General features: G+C 68.0%; 16 protein-coding genes. 5 read left to right on the forward strand and 11 right to left on the reverse strand.

Translation table 11 applies throughout. The annotated features are described in order from the left end of the window. Positions 1-164 precede the first annotated feature (164 nt). From BLU08_RS09965 to pepN, 5 genes are all read right to left on the reverse strand, one after another. Positions 165-1,010: a cytochrome c1 gene (locus BLU08_RS09965; protein WP_090199013.1), complete on the reverse strand. Its 846-nt coding sequence runs from the start codon at positions 1,008-1,010 to the stop codon at positions 165-167. Between the two features lie 67 nt (positions 1,011-1,077). Further along, positions 1,078-2,445, reverse strand: coding sequence for a cytochrome b/b6 (locus BLU08_RS09970; protein ID WP_090199016.1), 1,368 nt, complete (start codon positions 2,443-2,445; stop codon positions 1,078-1,080). A gap of 101 nt (positions 2,446-2,546) precedes the next feature. After that, on the reverse strand, positions 2,547-3,095 hold the full coding sequence (gene petA, locus BLU08_RS09975) for a ubiquinol-cytochrome c reductase iron-sulfur subunit (protein ID WP_090199021.1): 549 nt from the start codon (positions 3,093-3,095) through the stop codon (positions 2,547-2,549). A 316-nt stretch (positions 3,096-3,411) separates the two neighbouring features. After that, positions 3,412-4,164 (reverse strand): peptidoglycan editing factor PgeF, encoded by a 753-nt coding sequence (gene pgeF, locus BLU08_RS09980; protein WP_233995932.1) that lies wholly within the window; start codon positions 4,162-4,164, stop codon positions 3,412-3,414. Positions 4,165-4,166: 2 nt separating this feature from the next. Beyond that, entirely contained in the window at positions 4,167-6,860 is a 2,694-nt protein-coding gene (gene pepN / locus BLU08_RS09985) for an aminopeptidase N (protein ID WP_090199024.1), read from the reverse strand. Between the two features lie 52 nt (positions 6,861-6,912). Between pepN and BLU08_RS09990 the strand changes: the two genes are divergently transcribed. Continuing rightward, on the forward strand, positions 6,913-7,707 hold the full coding sequence (locus BLU08_RS09990; RefSeq protein WP_090201241.1) for an SDR family oxidoreductase: 795 nt from the start codon (positions 6,913-6,915) through the stop codon (positions 7,705-7,707). A 26-nt stretch (positions 7,708-7,733) separates the two neighbouring features. Here the strand turns inward: BLU08_RS09990 and BLU08_RS09995 are convergent, their stop codons facing one another. Next, positions 7,734-8,669 carry a DMT family transporter gene (locus BLU08_RS09995; protein WP_090201244.1) on the reverse strand — a complete coding sequence of 312 codons (936 nt, stop codon included), beginning with the start codon at positions 8,667-8,669 and terminating at the stop codon, positions 7,734-7,736. Positions 8,670-8,686: 17 nt separating this feature from the next. After that, positions 8,687-9,706 carry a low specificity L-threonine aldolase gene (locus BLU08_RS10000; protein WP_090199027.1) on the reverse strand — a complete coding sequence of 340 codons (1,020 nt, stop codon included), beginning with the start codon at positions 9,704-9,706 and terminating at the stop codon, positions 8,687-8,689. Positions 9,707-9,758: 52 nt separating this feature from the next. On the opposite strand from BLU08_RS10000, the gene BLU08_RS10005 reads away from it, so the two are divergent. Beyond that, entirely contained in the window at positions 9,759-10,073 is a 315-nt protein-coding gene (locus BLU08_RS10005) for a GNAT family N-acetyltransferase (protein ID WP_090199032.1), read from the forward strand. Here BLU08_RS10005 and BLU08_RS10010 read toward each other — a convergent pair. The 3 genes from BLU08_RS10010 to BLU08_RS10020 form a co-directional block, all read right to left on the reverse strand. Next, positions 10,070-11,716, reverse strand: coding sequence for a PH domain-containing protein (locus BLU08_RS10010; RefSeq protein WP_233995934.1), 1,647 nt, complete (start codon positions 11,714-11,716; stop codon positions 10,070-10,072). The two genes, BLU08_RS10005 and BLU08_RS10010, sit on opposite strands and share 4 nt — an antisense overlap. Further along, complete coding sequence (locus BLU08_RS10015; protein WP_090199038.1) at positions 11,713-12,273, reverse strand: PH domain-containing protein; 561 nt, start codon at positions 12,271-12,273, stop codon at positions 11,713-11,715. The genes BLU08_RS10010 and BLU08_RS10015 overlap by 4 nt, the downstream gene beginning before the upstream one ends. A gap of 69 nt (positions 12,274-12,342) precedes the next feature. After that, on the reverse strand, positions 12,343-13,512 hold the full coding sequence (locus BLU08_RS10020; RefSeq protein WP_090199043.1) for an acyl-CoA dehydrogenase family protein: 1,170 nt from the start codon (positions 13,510-13,512) through the stop codon (positions 12,343-12,345). 114 nt (positions 13,513-13,626) lie between these two features. Here BLU08_RS10020 and BLU08_RS10025 point away from each other — a divergent pair, with 114 nt between their 5' ends. The 3 genes from BLU08_RS10025 to BLU08_RS10035 all read left to right on the forward strand — a co-directional run bounded on the left by BLU08_RS10025 (position 13,627) and on the right by BLU08_RS10035 (position 17,798). Continuing rightward, positions 13,627-14,271 carry a glutathione S-transferase family protein gene (locus BLU08_RS10025; RefSeq protein ID WP_090199049.1) on the forward strand — a complete coding sequence of 215 codons (645 nt, stop codon included), beginning with the start codon at positions 13,627-13,629 and terminating at the stop codon, positions 14,269-14,271. Further along, a complete protein-coding gene (locus tag BLU08_RS10030) occupies positions 14,271-15,038 on the forward strand; it encodes an SDR family NAD(P)-dependent oxidoreductase (RefSeq protein WP_157674518.1) in 768 nt (255 codons plus the stop codon). Before BLU08_RS10025 ends, BLU08_RS10030 begins: the two co-directional genes overlap by 1 nt. Before the next feature lie 243 nt (positions 15,039-15,281). Further along, positions 15,282-17,798: a TonB-dependent receptor gene (locus tag BLU08_RS10035; protein WP_090199057.1), complete on the forward strand. Its 2,517-nt coding sequence runs from the start codon at positions 15,282-15,284 to the stop codon at positions 17,796-17,798. A gap of 73 nt (positions 17,799-17,871) precedes the next feature. Here the strand turns inward: BLU08_RS10035 and BLU08_RS10040 are convergent, their stop codons facing one another. Further along, positions 17,872-18,312 carry a PaaI family thioesterase gene (locus tag BLU08_RS10040; protein WP_157674519.1) on the reverse strand — a complete coding sequence of 147 codons (441 nt, stop codon included), beginning with the start codon at positions 18,310-18,312 and terminating at the stop codon, positions 17,872-17,874. Positions 18,313-18,368 lie beyond the last annotated feature (56 nt).

An 18,368-nucleotide genomic window follows, 5' to 3' on the forward strand; every position in this document is an offset into this window, starting at 1 on the left:
GCCTCGCGTCCCCTGGTCTTGCGGCCGTGCCAGCGCAAACTGGCGTCGGCCCCCGGTGCGGGCCTAGAAAGCACGGCGCCCCATCATCCGCAAGGGAGGATGGGGCGCCATCGTGTCGTCCGCGTGTCGGGCGCGTGTCGCCCGCGCGCAAGAGCGCGTAAGGCCTACTTCTTCTTCGGCTTCATCCCGGCCCAGACCTGCTTGTAGGACAGGAAGGCCAGCGCCGTCATGAACAGGAGGAACCCGATCACGACCCAGCCGGTCTGCTTGCGCTGGATCATCTTGGGCTCCGCCGTCCAGGCGAGGAACGCGGTCACGTCGGCCGAGATCTGTTCGGCGCTCGCCTCGGTCCCGTCGGGATAGGTCACCAGCCCGTCGTAGATCTGCTGCGGCATGGCGAGGTTGATGCTCGGGAAATAGACGTTGAAATAGAGGCCCGAGGGCGTTTCGAAACCGGTCTTCTCGACGAGTTCGGGATCGGGCTCGACGTAGCCGAGATTGAGCGAATAGATGTAGTGCACCCCGTCCGGACGCGCCTTCGTGATCAGCGAAAGGTCGGGGGGATAGGCGTTGTTGTTCGCCAGGCGCGCCGCGGTCTCGTTGGGATAGGGCAGCGGGAAATGGTCGGTCGGCTCGGCCGGGCGCATGATTTCCTCGCCCGTCTGCGGATCGATCCCGGGAACCTGCCAGCTCGCCGCCTCGGCGCGCACTTCCTCTTCGGAAAAGCCGATGTCCTCGAGGTTGCGGAAGGCGACGTAGCGCAGCGAATGGCAGCTCGAACAGACCTGCTTGTAGACCGAATAGCCGCGCTGCAGCTGAGCATAGTCCCATTGGCCGAGCGGCCCTTCGAAGGAGAACCCGCCCGCGGGGGCGATGTTGTCTTCCTTGAAGGCGTAATAGTCCGGCTTTTCCGGCGCGGAGTAGTTGATGACACCGGGCAGCAGCGACCACAGGACGAGGATGCCCGTGATCACCAGGCCGACGATGATGCCTGCGAGGCGGATGGTCATGACCGAACTCTTTCTCGTAATCGGGTCGAGTTGAGGAAGGGAGCGAGGGGCCGGGCGGCCCCTCGCCTCATTCTGCGGGTGCGAGCGAGCCGTCGGCTTCGCTGCCGGGCAGGGGCTTGACCACCTTGCCGGGATTGTCCCCGCCGCCTTCGGTGCTTCCCGGCTTGTCCGAGCCGAGCACCGCCTCGGTGATCGAGAAGGGCAGCGGCTTGGGCACTTCGATCTGGCTCACGATCGGCAGGATCACGAGGAAGTGCAGGAAGTAATAGGCAGTGGCGATCTGGCTCAGGATGACCCACGGTTCCTCCGCCGGCGACCCGCCGCAGATCGTCAGCAGGATCATGCAGGGGATGAGGCCGAACCAGAAGAACTTCTTGAACAGCGGGCGATAGCTCCCCGAACGGATCGGGCTCTTGTCGAGCCAGGGCAGGAAGAACCACACCAGGATCGAGCCGAACATCGCGATCACGCCGAGGAGCTTGGCCGGGACCAGCGTGAAGCCGAAGATCGCGAGGTCGCCGGTGAAGGCGCGCAGGATCGCGTAGAACGGCAGGAAGTACCATTCGGGAACGATGTGCGCCGGAGTCGAGAGCGGGTTCGCCTCGATGTAGTTGTCCGGGTGGCCCAGCACGTTCGGCAGGAAGAACACGAACAGCGCGAAGAGGATCAGGAAGACGCCGAGCCCGAAGCCGTCCTTCGCCGTGTAGTACGGGTGGAACGGCACGGTGTCGCTTTCCTGCTTCACCTCTACGCCGGTCGGGTTCGACGAACCCGGGATGTGCAGCGCCCAGATGTGCAGGATCACGACGCCCGCGATCACGAAGGGCAGCAGGAAGTGCAGCGAGAAGAAGCGGCTCAGCGTCGCGTCGTTCGGGGCATAGCCGCCCACCAGCCAGACCTGCAGCGGCTCGCCGATCAGCGGGATCGCGCCGAACAGGCCGGTGATGACCTTGGCGCCCCAGAAGCTCATCTGGCCCCAGGGCAGCACGTAGCCCATGAAGGCGGTCGCCATCATGAGGAGGAAGATGACCACGCCGAGCAGCCAGATCATCTCGCGCGGGGCCTTGTAGGAGGAATAATAGAGGCCGCGGAAGATGTGCAGGTAGATGACGATGAAGAAGAAGCTCGCCCCGTTGGCGTGGGCATAGCGCAGCGCCCAGCCCCAGTTCACGTTGCGCATGATGTGTTCGACCGAGGCGAAGGCCACGCCGACATCGGATTCGTACTGCATCGCGAGCACGACCCCGGTCACGATCTGCAGCATGAGACAGAAGCCCGCCAGCACGCCGAAGTTCCACATGTAGTTGAGATTGCGCGGAACAGGGTACCCGCCGCCGATCGCATTGTAGACCAGCCGCGGCACCGGCAATTTCTCGTCGATCCACTTGGTGAAAGCGGATTTCGGTTCGTATTGTTTTGCCCAGGCGAAGCTCATGGCGCTCTTCTCGATGTTACTGCGTTGCTAGTCTGGTCGATTGTCGTTCTTGGCGACGCTGCCCTAACGACGAAGGCAGGCCGCAGTCCAGATACGGAAGATCAGCCGACACGGATGGTCGTGTCGGAGGTGAATTGGTATTCCGGCACGACCAGATTGGTCGGGGCGGGGCCTTTGCGCGTTCTTCCGGCGGTGTCGTAATGCGAACCGTGGCAGGGGCAGAAATAGCCCCCGTATTCGCCCTTCTCCTCGCCCGAGGCGGCGCCCAGCGGCACGCAGCCGAGATGGGTGCACACGCCCAGGGTGACGAGATATTCCTTCTTGCCTTCCTTGGTCCGGTCGGCGAGCGTTTCCGGATCGCGCAGGGTCGAAACGTCGACGGCCTCGGCCTCGGCGATTTCTTCCTGCGTCAGGCGGCGCACGAACAGCGGCTGCGAACGGAAGGTGTCCTTGATCGCCATGCCCGGCTCGAGCGCGGCGAGATCGACATCGGTGGTCGACGCGGCAAGGACATCGGCCGAAGGCGCCATCTGGCTCACCAGCGGATAGATCGCGCCGACAGCGGCCACGCCCCCCGCGCTCAGCGCGGCGATGTGGATCCAGTCGCGGCGGCGAACGCCTTCCTCGTCAAGCAGGTTGGGATCCGCCATCGCGGTTCCACCAGTGTCAGCACCAGAATTGGCCATCTCTTCCTACCTTGCCTTAAGCTCTGTCTCGTCAATCTGACCGGACCTGGCGGCGGGATGCCGCCTGGCCCACGTCGGTCATGAAACTTGCGTCTCGCCGACTCGGCCCGCGGGCGGGCTGCCGATCTGCTCTCAAGATGTTTCCCGGTCCCGCCCGGCAAGCACGACACACCGTGCCTCAAAGTAGACGGAGCCGCGCCCTTACCCACAAAGGGCGAGGAATCCAACACTGTTTTGAGCACTCTTCGTTCGGACTGCTGCAAGCCCGGGCTGGCGCCCGTCAGGGCAGCGCGATCAGACTGATCTGGCGCCCGTAGGCCGGCGAGCCGTGCAAGGAGGCCCTTCTGTAGGAGTAGTAACGCTGCCTATGTGAGAATGTATCCCCGCCAACATAATTTATTTTTTGCACGCCCGCTTGCGTGAGTTGTGCGGCGACATGGCCGCGCAGGTCGAACTGCCAGCGCGCCCTGCCCTCTCGTGGCGGCGCGGGGACGAAATGGCGCTCGTCGGCGGGGGAGAAATGGGTGCGGAAGGCCGCGTCGACCTCATAGCTTTCCTGCGCGATGGTCGGACCGATCGCGGCGGCCACTCTCGCCCGGTCGCCGCCGAGAGCCTCCATCGCCGCAAGCGTGTTCTCGATCACCCCGCCCTGCGCACCGCGCCAGCCGGCATGGGCCGCGCCGATCACGCGCGCCTCGGCGTCGGCCAGCAGGACCGGGGCGCAGTCGGCAGTGACGATGCCGAGCGCAAGGCAGGGCCGGTCGGTCACCACCGCGTCCGCGACCGGGCGGCCCTCGGGGGCATCCTCCCACGCCTCGCCAACCGTCACGACATCGGGCGAATGGACCTGGTGCGGCGCGACGAGCCTTGCGGCCGGCAGGATCGCTTCGGCCGCCGCCGCCCTGAGCGCGGCGATCGCACCCGCCCCGCCCGGCCCGCCATACCCGAACTGGTGCGCGCCCCCAGTGCTGCCGAAGAAGCCGTGCGGTATTCCTTCCAGCGCCTCGGCCCGTTCGATCGCGAAGGGCTCCACCCCTAATCCCCGAGGCTGCGCGTGACCTGTTCGTAGGTGTCGCGCGAGAGATTGCCGGCGGCAAGGATGCGTTCGAGTTCGCCCTTCATCAGCGCGGCGCGCCCCGGCTCGATCCGGCGCCAGCGGCCCAGCGGCGAGACGAAGCGAGCCGCGGTCTGGGGGTTCGCCCTGTCGACTTCGAGGATGACGTCGGCGATCATGCGGTAGCCTTCCCCGCCGGCATCGTGGAAGCCCTTGGGATTGCCCGCGAAGGCCATGTAGAGCGAGCGCAGGCGATTGGGATTCCTCAGCGTGAAGTCGGGATGCCTCGCCAGTGCCTGGACCTGCGCGATCACGTCGGGATGGAGCGACAGCGCCTGCAGGGTGAACCACTTGTCGATCACCAGCGCGTTGCCGCGATAGCGTTCGTAGAAGGCGGCGAGCCGCTGCTCGCGCGCCGGGTGGTCGAGCCCGGCGAGCACCATCAGCGCGCCCTGCCGGTCGGTCATGTTGTCGGCGGCATCGTATTGCGCGGCGGCGAGGTCGGCCGCGCTCGCCGGGTCTGCGGCGGCGAGGAGAACGAGCGCCTGCGTCTTGACCTTGCGCGCCCCGCGCCCCGCCGGATCGTCGAACGCGATGGCGCTCGCGCGTTCGTAACAGGCCGAAAGCTCGCCCGCGAGTTCGCTGCCGAGCGCCGCCTTCAGCGCCTCGCGCTCGCGGTGGATCGCGCCGGGATCGGCCTTGCGCCCGGACTTCGCCCCCGAATCGGCCATGGCCTCGAACAGGTAGGCCTCGCTCGGCAGCAGCATCAGCTCCCCGCGCATCGCGTCGTCGAGCTCGCCGTCGGTCAGCACCGCGCGCATCGCCGCCACGATCGCCGCGCGCCCCTCGGCGGCGGCGGCGGCGGACAATTCCCCGCTCGCCGCGCCGACGAGATGCGAGAGCGCCAGCTCCTGCATCGCCTCGGTCCGGGCGAAGGGATCATCGTCGCGCGCGGCGAGGAAGACGAGGTCTTCGTGCGCGAGTTCCCGCTCGATGATGACCGGGGCGGAAAAGCCGCGATTGATCGAGACGACCGGACCGGGTCCGGCGAGCGGCAGGTCGAAGCTCCGCTCCGCCTCGTCGAGCACGACCAGCCGTTCCTCGCCCAGCGCGCCGCCATCGGGGGCATTGCCGCGCGAATGGACCGCGACGCGCAGCGGGATCGGCATGGGCTGCTTGTCCGGCTGGCCCGGGGTCGCGGGGACCGTCTGCGAGAGGGTCAGCGTGAGCGTGTCGCCGCTCACCCGGGAGCGGACCTTCACCCGCGGCGTGCCGGCCTGCGAATACCACAGGCGGAACCGTTCCAGGTCGAGCCCGGCGCCTTCCTCGATCGCGCGGACGAAATCCTCGCAGGTAGCCGCCTCGCCGTCATGGCGGTCGAAATAGAGGTCGGTCCCGGCGCGGAACCGCCCCGCGCCTGCCATGGTCCGCATCATGCGGATCACCTCGGCCCCCTTGTTGTAGACGGTCGCGGTGTAAAAGTTGCTGATCTCGCGGTAGGAATCGGGCCGGATCGGATGGGCGAGCGGACCCGCATCTTCGGGGAATTGCGCCGCGCGCAGGATGCGGACATCCTCGATCCGCTTGACCGCCTCGCCCCGCATGTCCTGCGAGAAGAGCTGGTCGCGCAGCACGGTGAAGCCTTCCTTGAGCGAAAGCTGGAACCAGTCGCGGCAGGTCACGCGGTTGCCCGACCAGTTGTGGAAATATTCGTGCGCGATCACGCCTTCGACCGCGTCGAAATCGGCATCGGTCGCGGTGTCGGGGTCGGCCAGCACGTATTTCGTGTTGAAGACGTTGAGGCCCTTGTTCTCCATCGCCCCCATGTTGAAGTCGCTCACGGCGACGATGTTGTAGAGATCGAGGTCGTATTCGCGCCCGAAGGTTTCCTCGTCCCATTTCATCGAGCGATGCAGCGATTCGAGCGCGTGATCGGTCAGCGCGAGGTCTTCGGGCCGGACCCAGATGTTGCATTCGACCCTGCGGCCAGAGCGGGTGACGAAGGGCTTCGAATTGGCGACGAGATCGCCCGCCACGAGCGCGAAGAGATAGGAGGGCTTGGGCCAGGGATCGTGCCATTCGGCCCAGTGCGTACCGTCGCCGTTCTCGCCCTCGCCGGTGCGGTTGCCGTTGGCGAGCAGGATCGGGAAGGCGTCCTTCGGCCCTTCCATCCGCACGGTGTAGGTGGACAGCACGTCGGGCCGGTCGGGGAAGAAGGTGATGCGGCGGAAACCTTCGGCCTCGCACTGGGTGCACAGCATCCCGCCCGAGGCGTAGAGGCCCATCAGCTGCGTGTTGGCGGAAGGGTCGATCTCGGTGACGATCTCGACCTCGTGCCCCTCGCCCGGAAGCGTCAGGACCAGGTCGGGGCCGTCCATGCGGTAATCGGCGACCTGCACCCCGTCGATCGCGACCCGCAGCGGGGTCAGTCCGTCGCCGTCGAGGCGCAGGTCCTGCGTCTGCTCGTCCGAGGCCGGGTTGCGCTCCACCCTGAGGGTCGCCGTCACGCGGGTCCTGTCGAGGCCGAGCCGGAACGCGAGCCGGGTCTCGGGGACCGCCCAGGGGAAGGGCCGGTAATCCTCGCGCCGGATGATCGGCGGCTCCTTCGGGGGCGGCGCCGCATCGGCGGTCGAGGTGTTGCCTTCGGGGTTCGTCGGGGTCCTGGCTGCATCCATGCCCTGCGATTTAGATTGATTCGCGCCCGCGTCCAACCGCATGGAGCAGGCCATGTCGCATTTGTTGATCTTCGGACTCGGATACACGGCGCAGCGGATCGCGGCGCGGCTGCGCGAAAACGGCTGGCAGGTGCGCGCGACGGGCAGCGCCGGCGACCTCGATTTCGGCGATCGCGAAGCGGTGCTCTCGGCGCTGGACGGGGCGAGCCACGTCCTCTCCTCGGTCCCGCCGGATCGCACTGCCGGAACCGACCCGGTGCTCGAGGCCTATGGCGCGGCGCTGGCGGGCAGGCCGCTGTTCTACCTTTCCTCGACCGGCGTCTATGGCGACCGGCAGGGCGCATGGGTGGACGAGGCGACTCCGACCATCGCCGAAGGCGGCGAGGGCCGCCGCAACGCCCGGGCCGAGGCGGACCTCGCGTGGCTCGACCTCGGCGCGCGGGTGTTCCGCCTGCCCGGCATATATGGCCCGGGGCGCAGCGCATTGGACCGGGTGCGCGAGGGGAAGGCGCGGCGCATCGACCTGCCCGGGCAGGTCTTCAGCCGCATCCATGTCGACGACATCGCCGGCGCGGTGGTCGCGGCGCTGCTGCGGGACGCGCCGCCCGGGGCCTACAATATCGGCGACGACCTTCCCGCGAGCGGCAATGAAGTGACCGAGCACGCCTGCCGCCTGCTCGGCGTGCAGCCCCCGCCGCTCGAAAGTCTCGAGGAAGCCGCCCTTTCCCAGATGGCCCGCGGTTTCTACATGGAGAACCGCCGGGTCGCGAACGGCAAGGCGAAGCGGGTGCTGGGCTGGACTCCGCGCTTTCCCACCTATGTCGAAGGGCTGGAAAGCCTGTCCTAGCCCCGGGCCAGCGCTTACCGAGCCTCCTATGTCCTCAAGCGGGCCGTTTCCTCGACCTGGATCGCCTTCTGCCGCCGCGCCTTCAGCGCGATCACCATGCCGAGCACCGCCAGCGCCATCCCCACCGCGGTGAGCAGGGTCCAGCGATAATCCTCGAACAGGGTCGAGAGCGCCATCGCCACCGCGATCGTCAGGATCGAGTTATAGGCCGTGCGCCCTGCCCCGATCTCCCGCACGAGGTTGTAATGCAGCGGAAAGGTCACGACCGATCCGATCAGCGCGAGATAGGCGATGCCCGCCCAGTAGGTCGGCTTTGCCGGGAAAGGCGGCGGGCCGGCGGTGGCGAGGGCATAACCGAGGTCGAACACGGTGCCATACAGCATCGCCCAGGCGAGCAGGCTCACCATCGGCACTGCACGCCCGGTCGGATTGGCCTGGATCACGTTCGCGACCGAGGCAGCGAGGATGCCGAGCAGGGCAAGCGCGATGCCGAGCAGCACGTTGCCGCCGACGACGCCCGCATCGGGGTTCGCCCGCCATTCGTGGACCAGCAGGAAGGAAACGCCGACGATCGCCACCGCGCTGCCGACGATGAACCCGCCCTGCACCCGCTCGCCCAGAAATGCCCTTGCGAACAGGGCATTGGGCACCATCAGCAGCGCGAACATCATCGCCACGATCCCGGAGGTGACGTAAAGCTCGGCGTGATAGACGAACAGGAAATTGCCCGAGAACTGGAACAGCCCGACCAGCACCGCCAGCCGCTGTTCCGGCCCCGTCAGGCGCAGCCGCCGCTTCATCACCAGCGCGACGCAGAACAGCGCCGGCGTGGCGAGCGCGAAGCGGTAGAACACGCTCCACGCCGCGGGCACGCCGTCGATCTGCCCGGTGATGACGAACCAGGTCGAACCCCAGATCGTGCCGGTCAGGACGAAGGGGAGGATGACCCTCCACCTCAGCATGTCGGTCGTGCCGGCGCTCACAGCGAGGCGATCGCCCGGCCGAGCTCGATTGCATCCTCCTGCGCCGTGTTCCAGGCGGTGACGAAGCGCGCGGCCCCGGCGCCCCAGTCGTAGAAGGCGAACCCCTGCTCCCGCAGCGCCGCGCGCTCCTTGGGGGAAAGCCGCACGAACAGCTCGTTCGCCTCGACCGCGTGCATCAGCCGGTCGCCGCAGCCGCTCGCCACTTCCTGCGCCGCCGCATTGGCGTGGGCGGCATTGGCGAGCCACAGGTCGTCCTCCAGCATCGCCAGCACTTGCGCGGCGAGATAGCGGCCCTTGCACTGGAGGTGCCCGGCGCGCTTGCGGCGATAGCGGACCTCGGCCGCCTTGTCGGGATCGAACAGGACCACCGCCTCGGCGCCCATGCCGCCGTTCTTGATGAAGCCGAAGGCGAGGCTGTCGACCGGGCCGCTGGCCGCACGCGCCGCCTCGCCCGCATCCTCCGACAGGCCCGCGGCGGCATTGGCGAAGCGCGCCCCGTCCATGTGGAGCCCGAGCCCGCGCGTCGCGGCGAACTTGCCCAGCGCCTCGAGCTCGGGCAGGGCATAGGCGCGGCCATATTCGCTCGCCTGCGTGATCGAAATGGCGTGCGGCTGGACCTGGTGGACATCGTCGCGGATCGGGTCGATCGCGGCCGCGATCCCCTCCGGCGTCAGCAGCGCGCCTTCGCCCGGGACCAGGATCAGCTTCGCCCCATGCAGGAAGAAGCCGGGCGCGCCGCCCTCGTCGACCTCGATGTGCGCCTCCTCGTGGCACACCACCGCACCGTGGGGCGCGCACATGGTCCCGAGCGCGAGGCAGTTCGCCGCCGTGCCCGTCGCCACCCAGAGCCCCGCACACTCACGCCCGAACAGGTCGGTGAAGCGTGCGTCGAGTTCGGCCGAGAGCGCGTCGCCATCATACGGATTGTCGGGGCTGTCGGCCGCGCGCATCGCCTCCCACACCTTCGGGTGGACGGCGGCGGCGTTGTCGGAGAGAAAGGGTTTCGCGCTGGACATCGAGGAACGCCTCTAGCCGCCATGGCGTTGATGGCAAGGAGGAGCATCACCCATGACCGAACCGCACACCGAAGGCGAGCCGACCATCACCCATCATGTCCAGGGCCAGGGCGGGCGCTATGTCGCCGAATTGCCGGGCGAGGTCGACCAGGGCTTCCTCGAATGGCAGCCGGGCGATGCCGACGACGTGCGCGTCGCGCGCACCACGGTCGTCCCCCGCGCGATCGGCGGGCGCGGCGTCGCCGCGCGGCTGACCGAACGCATGGTCGAGGACGCCCGGCGCGAAGGCTTCCGGATCGATCCCGCCTGCTCCTATGTCGCAAGGAAATTCGACGAGAACCCCGACTGGAGCGACCTCAGGGCCTAGGCGCGGCCATCGTCCAGCCGCGAGAAATCGGTCGCGGCGATCGTCTCGATCACCTTTGCGCGCAACTCGCGCGCGCGTTCGAGCGGCACGCCGGGGATAGAGAATTCGCCGCCTGCCAGCCCCAGGTGCACGGTCGCATAGCCGCGGTGCCGTGCGATCGGACCCTGTGCGATCTCGACCGAGTGCAGCTTCAGACGGGTCGCGACCTGCATCCGTGGCGACAGGATCCCGCTCACCCCCATGATCTGCGCGTCGTCGAGGGCGTGCCGCTTGAACCGCCAGGCGAGCGCCTGCAGGCCAGCGTTGACCACGCCCAGCAGCAACGGCCCGCCCACCGCGAGCGAGGTCCATTCGGGCGCCCGGATCGAGGTCGCGATCCCGGCGATGATCGCGACGATGAAGAAGACGAGCGAATTGAGGATCATCGCATCGGTGCGGTAGGCTAGGGTCGCGCGATGCCAGTCCTCGTCCGCACCCGGCAGGCGGAAGCCCGCGGCCCTGGCGATCGGCTCGATCTCGGACAGCCGGGCGAAGGGCGCGACGACATGGCTCGACTGGCCTGCGTCCTGCGCGAGGCTGACGAAGCTCAGCCCGTGCCAGCCGAAACGGTAGCGCAGCCAGCCGGTCGTGAGCATGATCCCCTGCACCCGGTGGACCGGCATGACCACGTCGGTCCGGGTGAACAGGCCGCGGCGGCGGCGAAAGCCCCGCGCCGTGCGCTCGAGCACGAAGCCCCATTCGCGCGCGACGGTCCGCATGATGCCCGTGGCCGAGCCGATGAACAGCACCGCGACCAGCCCCGCCAGCGCGGTCAGCGCCTGCCCGTAGGCGCCCAGTTCGAGAACCCAGCTGCCCTGCCGTTCGACCACCTGTTCCACGACCTGTTCGTCGATGTCGTCGAAGTCGATGAAACTGTTGGCATACTGGAACAGGCCGCCCAGGACCGCGAAGACCGCGAGCGAGAATTCGAACAGGCCGAAGGTCAGGATGCGCCGCGTGTCCATCGCGAAGAGCCTTTCGCCCTCCTCGCGCGCGGCGGGCTCGGCTTGCCCGGTGGTCGGGCGCGCGCTTTCCTCCTGCGCCTCGTCGCGCCGCTCGCGCACCAGTTGCCGCAACCGCTCGCCCTCGGCGCTGGACAGGTAGGCGAGCGCGAGGTCGTCCGCCCCGCCCGCCCCGGTCTCGATCTTCACCGCGACGAGATCGAACAGCCGCGCGAGCAGGGGCTGTTCGAGGCTCACGTCCTGGATGCGCTCATAGGGGACCGAACGGGCCGAACGCGACAAGACGCCGCTTTCGACGCGGATGTCCTGTTCGCCCACGGTGTAGGTCAGCCGGAGCCAGCCGATATAGCTGAAGACCGAGCCGAGCACCGCGATCGCCGCGCCCACGCCGATGCCGATGAGAACCCCCGCCCCGCCCGAAGAGAACGCGGCGAACAGCGCGGGCAGGATCGCGTTCTGGACGCTCGACAGGCTGCCGATGATGACGCTCAACGGCGCGGTGCGCCTGGGTTCGCCGGTGCGCGCGGCCTCCGCGACGCCGCCCTCCTTCGGCCTCTTGCCGGCGGCGGCGGCGCTGGCGGCGGCGGCGGTGACGGGGACCGAGGGCCGCGCCACCGAGGTTTCGCCTGTCCCCGCGCTCACAGGCTCTCGCGCTTGATGTGGGCGCGGATTTCCTCGCGCATCGCGCGCGCGTGTTCCTCGCCCAGCCCCGGCAGGTCGACCGAGGCGTTGTGCGTGCCCGCCGTGTGCAGCGTCATCGTGGCGATGCCGAAGGCGCGTTCGAGCGGGCCCTGGTCGACGTCGATATGCTGGACCCGGCCGAAGGGGACGACGGTATCGGAGTGCCACAGGACGCCGCGCACCACCCGCAGCCGGTCCGCGCTCATCTGGTAGCCGCGCGCGGCGAAGCGGCGTTGGGGCAGGCGGATCACCAGCACGATCGCGAGCAGCAGCAGCGGCCCGGCGATCAGCCCCGCGGGGACCGGCGCGCCTTCACTCGCCAGCGCGGCCTCGGCGATCAGCGCCCCGATCAGGACGGGGATGAAGAAGAACGTGGTCTGGAGCCGCAGCACCGTCCGGTAATTCGGATGCAGCTTGGTCAGCTCCTCGCCCTCGGCGACCGGGCGGACGGCAGCGGAGGCCGGCGCGGCGCCTGCGGGCGGGAGGCTTTCGGCAGGCGGGGAGGCGGTCTGGTCCATCGCCGCCAAGATGTGGGCGCGAGCGCGGGCGCGCAAGCCTCTTGTCGGGCGGGCGCGCCCTCGCCCGGCTCAGGCGCGCTGGTTGAAGCGGCGTCCGATCAGGGCGGCGGCGATGTTGGTTTTCTGCACGTCGGTCGTGCCGCCCGCGATGCCCCAGCCGAACCCGTCGCGCAGGCGTTGCTCCATGCCGTATTCCTTGTGATAGCCGTATCCGCCCATGACCTGCACGCCCATCGCGGTGACCTCGCGCACGATCTCGTTGGCGTAGCATTTCGCGAGGCTGCTTTCGTAGACGGTCGGCAATCCGTCCGGCTGATGCGCGGCATTCGCGGCGGCGCGGTGGATGAGCAGGCGCGCGGCCTCGACCTTCATCGCCATTTCCGCGAGCTTGAGCTGCACCGCCTGGAACTCGATGATCGGCTTGCCGAAGGCCTCGCGTTCCTGGACATACTGGGTCGCGGCCTCCAGCGCGGCGGCTGCCACGCCGAGGCTCTGGGTCGCGTTGCCGCAGCGTTCGAGCCCGAAGGCGCTCATCAGCTTCGCAAAACCGCCCGCGCCGATGATGACGTTCTCGCCCGGCACCTTCACGTCCTCGATCGCGTAGTCCGCGGTCGGGATGCCGCGAAAGCCGAGCAGTTCCTCGCGCTTGCCGAACTGCATCCCTTCCATGTCCTTTTCGAGCAGGATCGCACCGATCCCCTTCGCGCCCGGATCGTCGGTGAAGCGGCAATAGGTGACGTAGTAGTCGGAATGGCCCCCGCCGCTCGTCCAGCGCTTGTAGCCGTTGACGACATAGCCGTTGCCGTCCGCGACCGCGCGGGTCTTGAGGTCGGTCAGCGCCGTGCCCGCGTCGGGTTCGGACATGGAGACCGCGACGACCTTCTCACCCCTGATGACTTCCGGCAGCACGCGGGCCTTCATCCGGTCGGAACCGAAGCGTTCGATCGTGCGGACCGGGCCGACCAGCGCCTCGAACACCGGGAAGGCGACCGCGTTGGAGACCTGTGCGAACTCCTCGAGCACCAGCAGCGCCTCGAGATGGCCGAGGCCGAGCCCGCCGTATTCCGTGGGCAGGTTGACCCCGAGAAAGCCCATCTCGCCATAGGTGCGCAGCATGTCGCGGGGGACGGGGTAATCCTTCTCCTCCATGTCGCGGGCGAGCGCGGGCAGTTCGGCGCGGGCGAATTTGCGCGCGGTTTCCCGGAGTTCGCGCTGTTCGTCGGTGAGTGTGAAATCCATGATCCCTCGATCCCCCTTATGGTCTTACCCGTCCCCTAGCGCATTTGTGAGGGCGACGCGCAAGACGCTTTTCGCGTAAGCCTGCCGGACACGCAGACAGGGAGAGACCGCGCGATGAAACTCCATTCCAGCCTCGGGCCGAATCCGCGCATCGTGCGCATGTTCCTGGCCGAAAAGGGCCTCGTCGAAGGCCGGGATTTCGAGCGGGTGCATTACGACATCATCGCAGGGCAGAATCGGCAGGACGAAAGCTATCTCGCGAAGAACCCGCTCGGCACGATCCCGACGCTGGAGCTCGACGACGGGACCTGCCTCGCCGAAAGCTGGCCGATCTGCGAATACATCGAGGAAGTCCGTCCCTCGCCCGACCTGTTCGGCGCCGACGCGAAGGAGCGGGCAGAGGTGCGCAAGTGGGTGCGCCTGTTCGACCAGGAGGTCGTCGTGCCGATGACGATGGGCTTTCGCGCCACCACCGGCCGGGCGATGTTCGAGCCGCGCATGGCGGTCCTGTCCGAGGAAGCCGGGGCGGAGGTATTCGCGATGGCGGACGCGAAATGGCGCTGGTTCGACGGAGCGCTGGGCGGCCGCGAGAATTTCGCGCTGGGCCGGTTCACCTTCGCCGACCTGATCGTGTTCTGCTTCGCCCAGTTCGGCTTTTCCGTGGGCTGGAAACTGCCGGAAGGCACCGGCAACCTCGCCCGCTTCCTCGAAACGCATGGCCACCGCGAAAGCGCGGGCGTCTGGAAAGAGGCGGAATAGTGCCCGACCTTTCGGGCAAGGTCGCGCTCGTCACCGGCTGCGCGAGCGGGATCGGCGCTGCGACCGTGCGCCGCCTCGCGGGCGACGGGGCGCAGGTGATCGGGACCGACATCGACGAGGACAGGGGCAGGGCGCGCTGCGAGGAGGTCGGCGCGCGCTTCGCGGTGCAGGACGTGGCCGACCGGGCGACGTGGCCGGTCATCGTCGCGCAGGCGGTGGAGGCGTTCGGGCGGCTCGACATCCTCGTCAACAATGCCGGCATGGTGACGGGAAAGAGCATCGCCGAGGTCGACGACGCAAGCTGGGACCGCGTGCTCGCCGTGAACCTCACCGGGACGATGGCGGGCTGCCGCGCGGCGATCGCGGCGATGGTGGACAACCCCGGGGGCGCGAGAGGATCGATCATCAACATCGCCTCGACCACGGCCATGGCTCCGCTGCCGGGCGATGTCGGCTATTCGGCGAGCAAGGGGGCGGTGCGGGTGCTGTCGAAATCGGTCGCGACCTGGGTGGCGCGGCAGGGCCATGACATCCGCTGCAACACCGTGCTCCCCGGCGCGACCGACACCGGCATCCTCGATGCGGCGGAAGTCGGGATGCCGGGGCTCAAGGCGGCGGCGGCGGCAACCTCCCCGCTGAACCGGCTCGCGGACCCGGCCGAAACGGCGGCGGCGATCGCCTTCCTCGCAAGCGACGAATGCCCCTTCATGACCGGCGCGGAAATGCTCGTCGACGGCGGCGCGCTCTCGCTCCATCCCGGTTTCTAGCCGCCCCCGATTCCCGCCCGCGAAGGGTCCGGAAGGGGGCCTCTCGACGCTACGGAAAGGACGGTTTTCGCGCGTCTGTGGTCAATATGCCGCAGTTGGGCAGCTTGCCTAGCGGTTTTGCTAGATGAACCCCGCTTCCCCCCCACCATACACAAACGGCGATACCGAGAGACGCAGCGCAAGCGTCCGGTTTGGGGAACTGCGGCGAGCCAGGATCCCGCCGCGCGCAAGGAGAGAGATCTGATGAGGAACCGTCACACCCGAATTGCATCCGGACGCCGCGCGCTGTTTGCCGGGGCGGCCCTTTCCTGCCTCGCCCTGCCCGAGGCCGCGTTCGCGCAGACCATGGGAACCAGCGAAGCGCAGCCGAGCGATGCCAATGTCATCATCGTCCAGGCCCGGCGCCAGAACGAGACGCTTCAGGACGTGCCCGTCACCGTGACCGCGATCGGCGGCGAAACGCTCCAGCGCTTCAACGTCGACCAGGTCGCCGACGTGGTGAGCCGGGTTCCCACGCTCAACGTGCAGGTCGGCGGTTCGGGTTCGGGCGGGCAGCTCAGCCTGCGCGGCGTCGGCTCGTCCAACATCTCGGCGGCCTTCGACAGCGCGGTCGCGTTCGATTTCGACGGGGTCCAGATCTCGACCATGCGGCTGGTGCAGTCGGGCTTCTTCGACGTCGAACAGATCGACGTGCTCAAGGGCCCGCAATCGCTGTTCTTCGGGAAATCGGCCTCGGCCGGCGTGTTCGCGATCCGCTCGGCCAATCCGACCCCGGACTGGGAGGTCGGCGCCACCGCGCAATACGAATTCGAGGAGGAGGGCTACACCCTCCAGGGCTACATTTCCGGTCCGGTGACCGACACGCTCGGCATCCGGCTTGCCGCGCAATGGAACGATATCGAGGAATTCGTCGCGCTCGAACCCGACACGCCCGCGGCCAATGGTCCGTTCCGCGGGCAGCAGAACCTCGTCACCCGCGCGACGCTGCAATGGGATCCCTCGCCGACCTTCGATGCGAACCTGAAGGTCCAGTATGTCCGCAACGAGGGCGACGGCGCGAACCAGCACACCGATGTGTTCTGCGGCACCAACGGAGTCGCCGACCCGATCTTCCTGCTGCAGGGCGTCGCCGCGATCCCCGGGGGATATGATTGCGATATCGACGATGAATTCTATTCTCTGCCCGACGGGGCGCCGTCGCTGACCGGCAGCGTGCCGCCCCCGTCCGAAGCGGTCGGACGCAATGGCGTGCCCTATTCGCAGACCGACGTCTGGTTCAGCCGCCTGCTGATGAACTGGCAGGTCACCGAAAGCCTGACGCTGACCTCGACCACCGGCTATCTCGACCTGCTTTCGGAGGATTTCGACTGCTACGCCTATGGCGGGGTCGGCCCCGCCTTCTCGCCGATCGGCGATGCGAGCGGCGATCCGACCTTCCTCGCCGCGAACGCGCCCGCGCTCGCCGCGACCAACGGGCCGGGCACGGCGCAGGGGGCGGGCTGTTCGGACCCGACCAACGGGCTCGAACAGTTCAGCCAGGAACTGCGCCTGCAATCGGATTTCGACGGCGCGTTCAACTTCATGCTCGGCCTGTTCTACGAGGACCGCGAATTCCTCTTCGAGACCGCGCAGAACGGCGTCAACATCGGCATCATCGCGCCCGACCCGGTGACCGGCTTCACCTTCGACTGGGACAAGCGCCACGAAACCTCGACCGAGGCGTTGTCGGTGTTCGGCTCGGTCATCTTCGACCTTACCGAGGACCTCGAACTGTCGGGCGGCGTGCGCTACACCGACGAAAGCAAGACGCAGGTGATCTCGATCCCCTATGTTCACGGCCTCCTCGCCGCCGGGCCCGGTTTCGTGCAGAGCGGGTTCAATTCCGGCCCGATCGAGTTTTCCGACGACAACTTCTCGCCCGAAGTGACGCTGCGCTACCGCGCAGGCGACGACATCAACGTCTTCGCGAGCTACAAGACCGGCTTCAAGTCGGGCGGGATCGACAATTCCGCGCTGCCTTCGGCGAGCCTCGCGCAGGCGGTGCAGACGGGCGATTTCAGCTCGCTCATCTTCCAGTCCGAAACCGCCGAGGGCGGCGAGATCGGGGTCAAGTCGCAATGGGCCGGGCGCACCCTGACCTTGAACGCCACCGCCTTCTACTACGTGTTCGAGAACCTGCAGGTGCAGAACTTCGACGCGGTCAACGTCCAGTTCGTGACGCTCAACGCGGGCGAGGTGACGCAGCAGGGGATCGATTTCGAAGCGAGCTGGATCACGCCGGTCGACGGGCTCAACCTGTCGGCCAACGTCGCCTGGCTCGATGCGGAATTCAGCGACACCTTCGTCACCAATTCGGGCGTCGACCTCGACGGGCGCGACGCGCCGCGCGCGCCGAACTGGTCGGGCAACATCGCCTTCGACTTCCTGACGCCGATCGCGGACGAGCTCGACCTGGGGCTGAGCGGGAACGCGGTCTATTCGGGCAGCTACTTCACCAACCAGGACGAATTCGACGATTTCGTGCAGGACGAATTCGTGACTTTCGACGCCAATGTCTCGATCGGCTCCTCCGACGGCAGCTGGCGGGTCTCGCTGATCGGGACGAACCTGACGAACGAGATCTTCGTCAACACCTCGGGTCCCCGCCCCTTCCTTTCGCCCGGCGGGCCGGGCGGGTTCGGCCTGCCGCGCGGCGACGACAAGGTGGTGACGCAGAACCGCGGGCGGCAGGTCTTCATCGAAACGCTCTTCCGCTTCTGAGGGAGCCTTTCGCTCGAAGCGCCACCCCGCCGGGCCGATCCGGGTCCGGCGGGCCGCACGCGGCGCGAACCCGCTAGCCTCGCCTGATCGCGAACACGCCGGTCATGGTGGCGACGGGTTCGCCGGCCCGCAGGACCCGGCCGCTCGCATAGGCGGTGCGCCCGCCCAGCCGGTCGATCGTCACCCGCGTCTCGAGCCAGTCGCCCAGCCTTGCCGCGGCGAGGTAGCTTACCTGCAGCGCGATCGTCGAGGGCGCGAGGCGCGGCCGCTCGGCATCGTGGACCGCGTGCGACAGCGCGACATCGGCGAGAGTGGAGATCACCCCGCCATGGGCGCCGTCCTTGTAATTGAGGTGATGCGCCATGATCCGCAGGCCCACCGCGCGCGGGCGTGCCGCCGCCCGCTGCAGGAAATAGGGCCCGCCATGGTCGAGGAAACCGGGTGAGAAGCGGGCGGGCTCGAAGCCCCCGGGCGGCGCGGGATCGGGCGTCGGATCGGGCGTCTTGTCGCACATGGCAGGCAGCATAGCGGGTGATTGGCGCGGGCCAAATGCTATGAAATGTGCCAATG

The organism is Erythrobacter sp. HL-111 (assembly GCF_900105095.1).
GTDB lineage: Bacteria > Pseudomonadota > Alphaproteobacteria > Sphingomonadales > Sphingomonadaceae > Erythrobacter.

Coding starts and splice junctions, on each gene's coding strand:
- BLU08_RS10015 (WP_090199038.1), bottom strand. CDS start 12,273: ATGGACCAGACCGCCTCCCCGCCTGCCGAAAGCCTCCCGCCCGCAGGC.
- BLU08_RS10020 (WP_090199043.1), bottom strand. CDS start 13,512: ATGGATTTCACACTCACCGACGAACAGCGCGAACTCCGGGAAACCGCG.
- BLU08_RS10025 (WP_090199049.1), top strand. CDS start 13,627: ATGAAACTCCATTCCAGCCTCGGGCCGAATCCGCGCATCGTGCGCATG.
- BLU08_RS10000 (WP_090199027.1), bottom strand. CDS start 9,706: ATGTCCAGCGCGAAACCCTTTCTCTCCGACAACGCCGCCGCCGTCCAC.
- petA (WP_090199021.1), bottom strand. CDS start 3,095: ATGGCGGATCCCAACCTGCTTGACGAGGAAGGCGTTCGCCGCCGCGAC.
- BLU08_RS10035 (WP_090199057.1), top strand. CDS start 15,282: ATGAGGAACCGTCACACCCGAATTGCATCCGGACGCCGCGCGCTGTTT.
- BLU08_RS10040 (WP_157674519.1), bottom strand. CDS start 18,312: ATGTGCGACAAGACGCCCGATCCGACGCCCGATCCCGCGCCGCCCGGG.
- BLU08_RS10005 (WP_090199032.1), top strand. CDS start 9,759: ATGACCGAACCGCACACCGAAGGCGAGCCGACCATCACCCATCATGTC.
- BLU08_RS09970 (WP_090199016.1), bottom strand. CDS start 2,445: ATGAGCTTCGCCTGGGCAAAACAATACGAACCGAAATCCGCTTTCACC.
- BLU08_RS09965 (WP_090199013.1), bottom strand. CDS start 1,010: ATGACCATCCGCCTCGCAGGCATCATCGTCGGCCTGGTGATCACGGGC.
- BLU08_RS09990 (WP_090201241.1), top strand. CDS start 6,913: ATGTCGCATTTGTTGATCTTCGGACTCGGATACACGGCGCAGCGGATC.
- pepN (WP_090199024.1), bottom strand. CDS start 6,860: ATGGATGCAGCCAGGACCCCGACGAACCCCGAAGGCAACACCTCGACC.
- BLU08_RS09995 (WP_090201244.1), bottom strand. CDS start 8,669: ATGCTGAGGTGGAGGGTCATCCTCCCCTTCGTCCTGACCGGCACGATC.